Annotated in this window: 9 protein-coding genes; 4 read left to right on the plus strand and 5 right to left on the minus strand. The window is 57.4% G+C overall.

What is annotated here, in order from left to right:
* The first annotated feature begins 83 nt into the window (after positions 1-83).
* From ASD54_RS25005 to ASD54_RS25015, 3 genes are all read left to right on the plus strand, one after another.
* A complete protein-coding gene (locus ASD54_RS25005) occupies positions 84-1,004 on the plus strand; it encodes a DUF1402 family protein (RefSeq protein WP_062557333.1) in 921 nt (306 codons plus the stop codon).
* A gap of 44 nt (positions 1,005-1,048) precedes the next feature.
* Positions 1,049-2,449, plus strand: a complete 1,401-nt coding sequence (locus ASD54_RS25010) for a cytochrome P450 (protein WP_062557313.1) — start codon at positions 1,049-1,051, stop codon at positions 2,447-2,449.
* Between the two features lie 91 nt (positions 2,450-2,540).
* Positions 2,541-4,712, plus strand: coding sequence for a malate synthase G (locus tag ASD54_RS25015; RefSeq protein ID WP_062557334.1), 2,172 nt, complete (start codon positions 2,541-2,543; stop codon positions 4,710-4,712).
* Between the two features lie 101 nt (positions 4,713-4,813).
* Here ASD54_RS25015 and ASD54_RS25020 read toward each other — a convergent pair whose 3' ends face one another.
* Positions 4,814-5,482, minus strand: coding sequence for a L,D-transpeptidase (locus ASD54_RS25020; protein WP_062557314.1), 669 nt, complete (start codon positions 5,480-5,482; stop codon positions 4,814-4,816).
* A 275-nt stretch (positions 5,483-5,757) separates the two neighbouring features.
* On the opposite strand from ASD54_RS25020, the gene ASD54_RS25025 reads away from it, so the two are divergent.
* Complete coding sequence (locus ASD54_RS25025) at positions 5,758-6,261, plus strand: MmcB family DNA repair protein (RefSeq protein ID WP_062557315.1); 504 nt, start codon at positions 5,758-5,760, stop codon at positions 6,259-6,261.
* Here the strand turns inward: ASD54_RS25025 and ASD54_RS25030 are convergent, their stop codons facing one another.
* The 4 genes from ASD54_RS25030 to ASD54_RS25045 form a co-directional block, all read right to left on the minus strand.
* Positions 6,262-6,828, minus strand: coding sequence for an ActR/PrrA/RegA family redox response regulator transcription factor (locus ASD54_RS25030; protein ID WP_156379372.1), 567 nt, complete (start codon positions 6,826-6,828; stop codon positions 6,262-6,264). It lies immediately after the preceding gene.
* Positions 6,829-6,901: 73 nt separating this feature from the next.
* Entirely contained in the window at positions 6,902-8,218 is a 1,317-nt protein-coding gene (locus ASD54_RS25035) for an ActS/PrrB/RegB family redox-sensitive histidine kinase (RefSeq protein WP_062557317.1), read from the minus strand.
* Position 8,219: 1 nt separating this feature from the next.
* Entirely contained in the window at positions 8,220-10,685 is a 2,466-nt protein-coding gene (gene hrpB, locus ASD54_RS25040; RefSeq protein ID WP_062557335.1) for an ATP-dependent helicase HrpB, read from the minus strand.
* The gene (locus tag ASD54_RS25045) at positions 10,685-11,641 is read right to left on the minus strand and encodes an ornithine cyclodeaminase family protein (RefSeq protein ID WP_062557318.1); all 957 of its coding nucleotides are present in this window, start codon (positions 11,639-11,641) and stop codon (positions 10,685-10,687) included. The genes hrpB and ASD54_RS25045 overlap by 1 nt, the downstream gene beginning before the upstream one ends.
* Between the last annotated feature and the right edge of the window lie 190 nt (positions 11,642-11,831).

Genomic DNA, 11,831 nt, shown 5'->3' on the forward strand with positions numbered 1-11,831 from the left:
CCGAAAGCAACGTGCTGAAGAGCCTGCATGCTCTGCTGTTCCCTGGGATATTCGTCTTGAAACGTTCTTTGCTCGCCGTCTTGATGGTTTTCGCGCTTTCCGTGCCCGAGGTTCAGGCCGGGAGCTTGACCACTGTGCCGCCAGGCAACCGCAATGCCGAGCAGCCCAAGATTCCAGGCGCTTCGGTTCGACGGACCCGCGAGGGCAGGACAACATTCGATGACAAGTTCGACAAGATTCGCGATCTTCTCGCTGGCGATCGGTCACTGATATCGAAGATCAAGCAGACGGCTCGCCAATATGACATTGATCCAATCCATATTGTCGGCGCCATTGTTGGTGAGCACACCTATAACGTCGATGCTTACGACAGGCTCCAGTCCTATTATGTCAAGGCCGCGGCCTATGCCGGTGACAACTTCCGCTTCAGCTACAAGGGCGAGTCGATCACCCAGTTCGTTACGCGTCCGCAATTCGAAAAGTGCGAGCGGTTCAGCGATTCCTATAAACTCTGGTCCTGCCGCGAAAATGTCTGGGAGCAAACGTTCCGAGGTGAAAAGGTCGATGGAGTTTCCTACCCCAATGACCGCTTCAGCGCTGTATTTTTCCAACCGTTCTATGCAGGTCAGACATTCGGTTTGGGCCAGCTCAACCCGTTGACCGCGCTCATGCAGTCCGACCTTGTGGCCAGCCGCTCCGGCTATGCGAAGCTTGATCCGGCCGACGCCCAGGGTGTCTACAAGGCGATCATGGATCCGGACAAGTCTCTGGCCTACATGGCGGCGACGATCCGCCGAGCAATCGATGATTATGCAGACATTGCCGGAATGGACATCTCCCGCAATCCAGGGATTACCGCCACACTTTATAACGTCGGCAATACAGCCAGCCGTGCAACTGCGCTTGCCGCCCGCAACCGTGGCGGCGGAGGCTCCCTGCCGGAAGAGAACTATTACGGCTGGCTGGTCAACGACAAGCTGGATGAATTGAAATCGCTCTTGTAAGTGCCGATATGAAGGCCTGTTGATCCCGTCAGGAGAACAGGCCCATGGATATGCGTCCGGAACCCTTTGAGCCACCGGCTCCCCATCCCCGAACGGCGATCCCGTCTCGGTTGGAAATCATCCGGACCGTTTTCAGGAACCCGTTGGAACTCTGGGGAGAGCCTTCCTACACACTTCCCTGGATCAACTCGAAGTTCTTTGCCGAGCGGACATTGATCGTCAACGATCCTCGTCTCATTCGCTACGTTCTCGTTGATAACGCCGCCAACTATGAAATGTCGGAAATTCGGCAGCTCATTCTGCGACCAATCCTCCGCGATGGCCTGTTGACGGCGGAAGGGCCGGTCTGGAAGCGATCCCGCAAAGCCATGGCGCCTGTGTTTACCCCGCGTCACGCCAAGGGTTTCGCTGGAAAGATGCTGGCCAAGTCCGAAGAGTATCTGACCAAGTATGCAGACATTGGCTCTGAGGGGAGGGTAGAGGATATTTCCGTCGATATGACGGAACTCGCCTTTGCAATTCTGTCCGAGACGCTGTTCTCCGGTGAAATCGTCACGCAGAGCGATAATTTTGCCGATGATGTCGATTCGCTCCTGCATCGCATGGGACGGGTCGATCCCATGGACCTCTTGCGCGCGCCTTCGTGGGTGCCGCGGGTTACGCGTATCGGCGGTGCCAAGGTTCTGGGCAAGTTTCGCGAAATCGTTCGGCTGACGATGGAAAAGAGGAAGGCCCGCATGCGGAGCAACCGGGATACGACGCCGGATGATTTTCTCACCCTGCTTCTGGAACTTGACGGACCGGATGGACTGACCCTGGATGAGATAGAGGACAATATTCTGACCTTCATCGGCGCTGGTCATGAAACGACGGCACGCGCTTTGGCCTGGACGCTCTATTGCCTGTCTCATGCTCCGCAGTTTCGAGCCCTGATGGAAGAGGAGATCGACCGGGTCATTACAAGTGGAGCTGATCCAGTCGAGTGGCTGGATTTGATGCCGCACGTACGCGCAGCTTTCGAAGAGGGGATGCGGCTTTATCCACCCGCCCCGTCCATCAACCGCGCGGCTATCAAGGATGATACCTGGACGAGCCCGAACGGTGAGGTTCTGGAAATCGCCGCAGGAACGACCGTTCTTGTAATGCCCTGGACGCTGCATCGCCATCAGCTTTACTGGGAAAAGCCGCGTGCTTTCATGCCGGAACGCTTTCTGCCCGAGAACCGCAGCCGGATTGATCGCTTTCAATATCTGCCTTTCGGTGCCGGACCACGCACCTGTATCGGAGCCACGTTTGCCATGCAGGAGGCCGTAATCGCCTTGGCTGTTCTCTTGTCGCGGTTCCGCTTCGAATCACTTCCGAACGTCAAGCCTTGGCCCGTCCAGAGGTTGACGACCCAGCCGCAGAACGGTCTTCCCATGCGCGTCATGCCGCGGTCCGTATGATCTCGAACATGATCATTCAACGAATGCCGGATTGACTAAGCGGTCCCACCGCGCAAAAAACCTTGGCATGAATGTTTATGGAGAATTCCTGATGAGCCGCATCGACGTACATGGGTTGGCAATCGATACTGCACTTCACCGCTTTCTGGTGGAGGAAGCCCTGCCGGGAAGTGGCCTGGATGCGGACCGGTTCTTTGCTGAGCTGTCGGCAATCGTTCATGAGCTCGCACCGAAGAACCGCGACCTTCTCGAAAAGCGCGATGCGTTTCAAAACCAGCTGGACGAATGGTACCGAAAGAACGGATCGCCCACCGACCTTGCAGCCTATGAAGCCTTCCTGCGTGAAATAGGCTATTTGCTGCCCGAGGGCCCGGATTTCACGGTATCAACTGAAAATGTCGATGCGGAAATTGCCCGTATCGCGGGCCCTCAACTGGTCGTTCCGGTCATGAACGCGCGTTATGCGCTGAATGCGGCCAATGCACGTTGGGGATCGCTTTACGATGCCCTCTATGGCACGGACGCAATCCCTGAAGCGGATGGCGCTGCCAAGGGCGCCGGTTACAACCCGGTCCGGGGTGCGAAGGTGATTGCCTGGGTGCGCGATTTTCTGAACCAGTCGGCTCCGCTGTCTGAGGCGAGCTGGACGGATGTCACGGGCTTTGAAGTCTCTGGTGGAACGATTCACGTGAAACTCGGCGATAAGGTTGCGGGTCTTGATGAACCTGCCCAGTTCGCAGGCTTCAAGGGAGAGGCCGCATCGCCCACTGCTATCCTGCTGACACGCAACGGCCTGCACATCGAGATCCGAATCGACTCATCGACACCGATTGGCAAGGACGATCCCGCTCATATTTCGGACGTCTGGTTGGAATCGGCAATCACCACGATCATGGATTGCGAGGATTCGGTCGCGGCTGTGGATGCCGAGGATAAGGTCGTCATCTATCGCAACTGGCTCGGCCTCATGAAGGGTGACCTGAAGGAGGAAGTGTCCAAGGGCGGAAAGACGTTCATTCGTGCCCTCAATCCTGATCTGGCCTTTGAAGGCCCGGATGGGTCCGCAGTGACTGTACCGGGTCGTTCGCTCATGCTCGTGCGAAATGTCGGTCACCTCATGACCAACCCGGCAATTCTGGATCGGGACGGGCGGGAGATCCCGGAAGGCATCATGGATGCCATGGTCACGGCGCTTATTGCTCTTTACGATATCGGACCGCAGGGACGCCGCCAGAACTCGCGCGCAGGCTCCATGTATGTGGTGAAGCCGAAGATGCATGGTCCTGAAGAGGTCGCGTTTGCCTGCGAAATCTTCTCTCGCGTCGAAAAGGCGCTCGGCATGGCATCCAATACGATCAAGATGGGCATCATGGACGAAGAGCGGCGCACCACCGTGAACCTCAAAGAATGTATCCGCCAGGCGAAGGATCGCGTTGTTTTCATCAATACGGGCTTCCTGGATCGGACGGGCGACGAAATTCATACCTCGATGGAAGCCGGCCCGATGATCCGAAAGGGCGACATGAAGCAGGCGGCATGGATTGCCGCCTACGAGAACTGGAATGTCGACATTGGCCTGTCCTGCGGTCTTTCCGGTCATGCTCAGATAGGCAAGGGCATGTGGGCCATGCCTGACCTTATGGCAGCTATGCTGGAGCAAAAGATCGCGCATCCGAAGGCCGGTGCGAATACGGCCTGGGTCCCATCGCCTACCGCCGCAACCCTGCACGCGACGCACTACCACAAGGTCAACGTTGCTGAAGTGCAGGACGGGCTGAAGTCACGCGCTCGTGCCAAACTTTCCGATATTCTCTCTGTGCCGGTATCTCCGCGACCAAACTGGACGGCTGAAGAAGTGCAACGCGAGCTCGACAACAATGCCCAAGGTATTCTCGGCTACGTTGTGCGCTGGGTCGATCAGGGTGTTGGCTGCTCGAAAGTGCCGGATATTAACAATGTCGGTTTGATGGAAGACCGTGCCACGCTGCGTATTTCTGCCCAGCACATGGCGAACTGGCTGCATCATGGGTTGGTTACAGAAGATCAGATTACTGAAACCATGAAGCGCATGGCCGCGGTCGTCGATAGCCAGAATGCCGGTGATCCAGCTTACCAGCCAATGGCCGGTCGATTCGACGATTCGGTCGCCTTCCAGGCCGCCCTTGAACTTGTATTGCAGGGCCGCGTACAGCCGAATGGCTATACCGAGCCAGTCCTGCACCGCCGTCGCCTGGAGGCGAAGGCCAAGGCTGCGGCGGTTTGACCTGAGCCGAGAGGTGAAACCAACGTTTCACCTCTCGCATTCCTGAACGCGAAACGGCACGCCGAGACGTGCCGTTTTCTATTTGGAAGAAGAGATTCGGGTTACTGAATGACGACAACCTTGGTTGCGCGACCCGGACGAACGCGGCTGTAAAGGTCGATCACGTCCTGATTCATCAACCGGATGCAGCCAGAAGACGCTGCGGTGCCGATGGAAGCCCACTCCGGCGTGCCGTGCAGGCGGAACAGAGTATCCTGACCCTTTTCATTGAACAGGTACATCGCGCGCGCACCGAGCGGATTGTTGATTCCCGGACCCATGCCGTCCTCAACATAGCGGGCGACATCAGGACGGCGTGCTGCCATTTCCTTCGGTGGATGCCACGTCGGCCATTCCTGCTTCCAAGCTACATAGGCCTCGCCAGACCATGCAAAGCCCTGCTTGCCGACGCCGATACCGTAGCGAACAGCCTTACCATTTGGCAGGATGTAATAGAGGAAGCGTTCGCGCGTATTGACGATGATCGTACCAGGGCGTTCCTTGGTTTCGAAATCGACAATCTGACGATGAAACTTCTTGTCTACGCGGTTGATCGGGATCGCCGGAAGCGAATAGCCTGCATCGGTCACCGGACCATAGGCGTCTGAGAAGATCTGGTTCGTCTCGGTGCGGATGGTCGCGACCTTCGTGTCAGATGAGGTCGTGGAGCAGCCGGCCAGGGCAAGCATGGAAAGAAGGCCGGATGCGATCATGCTGTGGCGGAAGCGCATGGAATTCTCATGAAAAGGAGTGAAATCAAAGACGTGTTCAGACGCCTTAGATTTCAGGTTTATTTGCGAACCGGTGGGGCTTGGCAAGGCCGCAGAAAGGCACAGGCCTTCGCGACTGCACAATTGGAAGGGGCATTGCCTTTTTGCAACAATTCTCGAAGCTGAAGCTAAATTCGCAAATTGTCTACGTGGTCCGCAATGCCAGCTACATTTCCGGATATCGAGAGACAACACAGTGATTCGCCTCGTTGGCCAGAGATACGGAGACCCTCGACTTGACAATTATCAGACTGGGCGCCGTGAGCCCATTGATTGATGGTCGCCAGTCACAAAGAGCCATGATGGTGCGTCGCGGCGTACAGATCCTGCTCAATGACATGCGCCATTCCGTTTTGCCCGAACTGACGCTCGCTAGTGGCAGGCGCGTCGACCTGATCAGCCTGTCACCGAAGGGCGAAATCTGGATCGTTGAAATAAAAACCTCGGTCGAGGATTTTCGGGTAGACCAGAAGTGGCCGGATTATCGGGATTTCAGCGACCGCCTGTTCTTTGCGACCCATAAAGACGTGCCACTCGATATCTTTCCGGAGGACTGCGGCCTGATTCTGTCGGACGGCTATGGCGCGCATCTGCTGCGAGATGCGCCTGAGCACCGGCTTTCCGCCAGTAGCCGCAAGGCACTCACGCTGAGCTTTGCACGCACGGCGGCGCAACGCCTGCTCGCCGCCGAATGGGCGACCGGCCAAAGCTTTGAGGATGCTGAAACGACTGAAAACTGATCAGCGCGGTGCGCGTTTTGCCAAAATGCGCTGCAAGGTTCTCCGGTGCATGTTCAGCCGACGCGCCGTCTCCGAGACATTGCGTTCGCACATCTCGTAAACGCGCTGAATATGTTCCCAGCGCACGCGATCGGCAGACATGGGGTTTTCCGGTACATCTGCCTTCTCGCCTGGCCGCTGCGTCAGCGCTGCATAGACATCATCGGCATCCGCGGGTTTGGAGAGATAATCGACTGCACCGAGTTTTACGGCCGTGACGGCGGTTGCGATGTTTCCATAGCCCGTGAGAACGATGACGCGCGTGTCCTCCCGTCCCTTGCGGATCGCTTCGATGACATCCAGCCCATTGCCGTCGCCCAGCCGCAAATCCACAACGGCAAACTTCGGCGGATGTGCTCTGGCCTTCGCGATGCCCTCTGCTACGGATTCAGCGATCTCCACCTTGAAGCCCCGGCTTTCCATGGCACGCGCCAGTCGGCGCAGAAAGGGCGCATCGTCATCCACGAGCAACAGCGATGGGTCCGGTCCAAGATGCACCTGGGATTCGGTAGCCGTCGAAGACTCCATCTGCTCCAATTCCATCTTTTTCTCCTTCGTCTGCTTCCTCGCATGGATTCTACGTCAAGGAAAGCAATCTAGCTCATATGGCCCGTTCACTATTGATATCCATCAAGGATCGAGGCCATACGACCCGAATTTGTGCCCCGCTCGCACCGGTTGCCCGATTGGTAAACGTCAATTTTGCGCCAGACCGTTCCAGCAAAGTCTTGGCGATGAACAGACCGAGTCCGAGGCCGCCCGCCCGCTCGTCCTGTCTCGAGCGCGACGACATGTAAGGCTCTCCGATATGTGTCAAAACATCAGGGGCAAAACCGGTTCCATCATCTTCGATGGTAATGGCGACAACGTCTATGTTGTGCTCCACGGTAATCGTGACACGGGAGCGTGCGAAGTCGACGGCATTTTCAATCAGGTTGCCGAGGCCATACATGATCGCTGCATTGCGGGCTCCGACCGGTTCACTCTCACGCTCCCCTTTTTCTACCAGCGCAATCTCGACCTCGAATTGTCTATGGGGGGCAATGACTTCTTCGACAAGCGAGGAGAGGGGAAGCCTACGAAGATGGTCTTCGCTTTCCGCGGAAAGCGATGTCAGGCGACGAAGAATGTCGCGACAGCGCTCGCTCTGGCTTCTCAGCAGGGCAACATCTTCGCCAAACTTCTCATCATGCTTGAGTTCTCGCTCCATTTCCTTGGCCACCACACTGATCGTCGCAAGCGGTGTGCCCAGTTCATGCGCGGCGGCCGCTGCAAGGCCATCCAGTTGCGACAGGTGCTTTTCTCGTTCCAGTACCAGTTCGGTTGCGGCCAGCGCATCGGCAAGCAGAGTGGCTTCCATGGAAACGCGATAGGCATAGAATGCCGCGAAGGCCATCATCGAAACGATTGCCGCCCAGAAGGCCAGAAGCAGCAGCGGATGAACGACCAGATTCTCGTCTCCTTGCCACGGCACAGGATAAGGCGTCAGGGCCAGAAGTGTTGCGCAACTCATCGCAAATGACAGAAGACAGAGGGAGTGGCGAAGCGGCAGCGACGCGAAGGAGATGATGACCGGGACGCAGAGGAGGGATGCGAACGGGTTGGCAAGCCCGCCTGTAATGAAGAGAAGCCCGCCCATTTGCAGAAGGTCGAAACCTAGAAGAACAAGGGCCGCTCCCGGCTGAAGTCTATGTGTTGGAGGATATCTCAAGGCCAAGGTCAGATTGACTAGACCGAGTGCTCCAATCAGCAAAATTGCTTCCAGGAGCGGCAGATCGAAGTGAAGGACCACGGCAACGACGAATACGGTGAGCGCCTGCCCGGCGACAGCTAGCCAGCGAAGCCAGATCAGCGTTTGCAGGCGAAGGCTGCGGCTGCTGCGCCCGAACTGCAAATGGCGGATCGACTGGCTTTCCATCTCAGGTTCCTTTGGGCTTCGCCCGGTGCGTAGCTTGCGCATGTGCAGGATCTTCCGGCCACGGATGCTTGGGATAGCGTCCGCGCATATCCGCTCGGACATCTTTCCAGGAGCCAAACCAGAATCCGGGAAGATCTCGCGTGGTCTGGATCGGACGATGTGCCGGAGAAGTCAACTCAAGCAGCAGCGGCAGTTTGCCGCCCGCTACGGCCGGATGTGCCTTGAGACCAAATAGTTCCTGCACCCGGATGGCAAGAACCGGTTCTTCTCCATCATAGCGGATCGGATGGCGTTGACCGGTGGGCGCTTCGAAATGCGTCGGCGCAAGGCGAGCAAGATCCTGACGAAGCTCAAAGGGAATGAGGGATTTCAGTCCCTCCATCAAACTTCCGGCATCCACGGCGTCCAGTCGGGTCCGGCCACTTTGGAAGGGTACGAACCATTCATCAAGTCGCTCGAGCAGGCGTTCCTCTGCCATATCGGGCCAAGGGCTGCCGATCGTACGGTGAAGAAAGCCGATCCTGTCACGCAACTGCTCGGCTTCCTTAGAGAACGGCAGGCACTGCAGGCCAAGTTGCCGCACTCCGTCGGCAAGACCACGCGCAGCGGCCTCCCCGGTTGGGCGGGGCAAAGGGGATTCCTCAATCAGGAGCGCTCCCAAGCGAACGACGCGGCGAGCGCGGACCTGTTTCGATGCCGTATCGAAGAAGGCTTCTTCCCCCGAGACAATCGAATGCTTGAGTTCGTCCTCGATATCGCTGCGTCGAACCTCTGTGGCCGCCAAAATTCGTGCCTGAGCGGCCCGTCCTGTCAGGTCGGCAATTACAAGGTACTTACAACCGGAAAGTCTTTCGGTCTCGGGAAGTTCTGCACCACGGCCATTTGCCATGACAAATCGGCCGCGTGCACCGCGTTGGATGGCCACACGGTCCGGAAAGGCGTGCAGAAGCAGCTGGCCTGCCGAGAGATCTTCCGCCTGCCCCGTGGCCTTTGGCAGCGATTTAGCGAGTCTGTCAGCCAGACCGCGTGCCGCCTCAGCTCGCTCACCGCGTTCACTGCCAAACTGACGCAGTCGAGAGTCGAGGTCGACGTCTTGTCCGCCCAGACCTTGTTCCGTCAACAGTATGGCTAGTCGAGCCGCCTTGCGAGCTTCACCGCGTTCGGCGCCTGCAATCACCATCGCGGCCAACCGAGGGGGAAGAGAAAGGTCCCGCATCAGTTTCCCACGAACGGTCAGCGCGTCGTTCTTGTCCAGCGCTTCCATCATCCGCAAAAGATTGCGCGCTTCTGTCAATGCAGCGAGCGGGGGCTGATCCAGAAAGGAGAGGGTTGCTGGATTTTTCACACCCCAGTGGGCGAGATCCAGCGCCAGTGCAGCCAGATCGCTCGCCAGGATCTGCGGTGGTGTGAAAGCGGGCAGGGCCGCAGTTTGTCCCGCATGCCAAAGACGAATAGCGATTCCCGGCTCCGTTCTTCCGGCTCGGCCTGCTCTCTGGTCTGCCGATGCTCGGGAAACACGGACCGTTTCAAGCCTGGTAATCCCCGTTGACGGTTCATACACGGGTAATCGTTGCAGTCCGCTGTCAATGACGATTCGCACCCCATCGATCGTAATAGAGGTCTCCGCGATCGATGTCGAAAGAACCACTTTTCGCTGGCCGATAGGGCAAGGCTTGATGGCGAGATCCTGATCCCGTTGCGACATGGCACCATAGAGAGGTGCTAGAACAGTCGCTTCCGGCAATTTGCCAATCAGCCGCTCCTGCACGCGCTTGATTTCGGCTTGCCCGGGCAGGAATGCGAGGATCGAGCCATTTTCCCGATCGTGTGCCGAAAGGATCGCGCGAGCCACGCTGTCCTCGATCCTTTCGCTGGCGTCGCGGTCAACATGTCGCATCTCGATGGGGAAGGTTCGTCCCTCGCTTTTCACCAAGGGGGGACTATCGAGAAGTGCGCAGACCCGATCGACATCCAGTGTCGCCGACATGACAATGAGCCGGAGGTCTTCGCGCAAAGCTCCCTGCGAATCCAAGGCAAGCGCCAATCCGAAGTCGGCGTCCAGTGACCTTTCGTGAAACTCATCGAATAGAACGGCAGATACGCCCGCCAGCTCCGGATCTTCCAGGATCATCCGGGTGAACACGCCTTCGGTCACCACCTCGATGCGAGTCGCCTTCGAAATGCGATTGTCGAGGCGCATTCTGTAACCGACGGTCTGACCAACCTGTTCGTTGAGGATTGTCGCCATGCGTGAGGCTGCTGCACGCGCTGCCAGACGGCGAGGTTCCAGGAGAATGATTCGCCCGGTGCACCATTCTTGATCCACAAGATAAAGCGGCACAGTCGTGGTCTTGCCAGCGCCAGGTGGCGCTGAAAGCACAAGTCGGTTTCCGGTCGCAAGCGACTGGCCGATTTCGGAGAGTACGGATGTAATGGGAAGTTCAGGTAGGGAAATTCGGGATGATATCATCGGTTATCAGTTGCCCGAAGCGTGGTTTCATAGGCGAGAATAGCGCCTGCCAGATCCTCAAGCGCCGCACCCACCGATTTGAACAGAGTGATCTCGGCTTGCGATGTCCTGCCCGGGCGTTTTCCGGTAACGAGTTCGCGCATGTCTCCGCGGATATCCTCCAGCTTGAGAACACCTGTTTTCAGCGGAATGGCAATGTCGCCGCCCTCGTGCGTAGCACCCTCATAGGTATCAACAAACACGCTTGAACGTTGAATGGCAGTGTCATCGCTTTCACGCATAGTGGGTTTGAATGCGCCGACCAGATCGACGTGACATCCGGGCTTCAGCCATTCGCCACGGATCAGCGGCTCATTTGAAAGCGTGGCGCAGGAGATGATGTCTGCTTGGCGCGCCGCATCCTCCAGACTGGGAGCCGCCTCAGCCGGGATGCCCAACTTTATGGCCTCTTCAGCAAGGAGAGACGACTTACGCAAATCACGTCCCCAGATCCGTACACGCTCAATGGGGCGAACCCTGTAATGCGCCTCCATGAGATTGAGCGAGAGGCGGCCGGTCCCAACCATCACCAAATCCCTCGAATCTTCACGAGAAAGATAGCGAGAGGCGAGCGCGGATGTCGCAGCGGTACGCCGCGCGGTCAATTCACCGCCTTCGATCAGGGCCAGTATCTCGCCCGTTTTCCCCGAGGAAAGAAGATATCGCCCAATGATCGTTGGCAGCGAACGAAGATGGTTATCGGGAAACAGGTTCAGAAACTTCACGCCGCTATACTGTCCCGGTAGCCAGCAAGGCATGAGCAGCATCGTCGCATCTGCCTCGCCCGGTACCTCCATTTCATGATGGTGCCGCAACGGCGTTACGCAGTCGCTCGCAAACATTCTCTCTATAGCCGAGATCAGCTCGTCGAAGGGCAGAGCCTCGCGGGTTTGTTTCTCATCAAGCACTTGCATAGAATTCTCCCAGAAATTAGGGGGAACCATACCCTTGGAGTACGGGCGGCGGGAGGCCTGGTGAAAAAAATGACAGATTTCTGACATTGGCTGTTGACGGATAAAATTGGTTTCCCTATAACGCCGATCACTGACGAGGGCGGCGGCGCTGCTGGCGACGAAGTCCTTCGTTCTTGAGAAAGTCTGGGTT

It is taken from the genome of Rhizobium sp. Root149 (assembly GCF_001427345.1).
Lineage (GTDB): Bacteria > Pseudomonadota > Alphaproteobacteria > Rhizobiales > Rhizobiaceae > Neorhizobium > Neorhizobium rhizoryzae.

Coding starts and splice junctions, on each gene's coding strand:
- ASD54_RS25005 (WP_062557333.1), top strand. CDS start 84: ATGGTTTTCGCGCTTTCCGTGCCCGAGGTTCAGGCCGGGAGCTTGACC.
- ASD54_RS25010 (WP_062557313.1), top strand. CDS start 1,049: ATGGATATGCGTCCGGAACCCTTTGAGCCACCGGCTCCCCATCCCCGA.
- ASD54_RS25015 (WP_062557334.1), top strand. CDS start 2,541: ATGAGCCGCATCGACGTACATGGGTTGGCAATCGATACTGCACTTCAC.
- ASD54_RS25020 (WP_062557314.1), bottom strand. CDS start 5,482: ATGCGCTTCCGCCACAGCATGATCGCATCCGGCCTTCTTTCCATGCTT.
- ASD54_RS25030 (WP_156379372.1), bottom strand. CDS start 6,828: ATGGAGTCTTCGACGGCTACCGAATCCCAGGTGCATCTTGGACCGGAC.
- ASD54_RS25035 (WP_062557317.1), bottom strand. CDS start 8,218: ATGGAAAGCCAGTCGATCCGCCATTTGCAGTTCGGGCGCAGCAGCCGC.
- ASD54_RS25045 (WP_062557318.1), bottom strand. CDS start 11,641: ATGCAAGTGCTTGATGAGAAACAAACCCGCGAGGCTCTGCCCTTCGAC.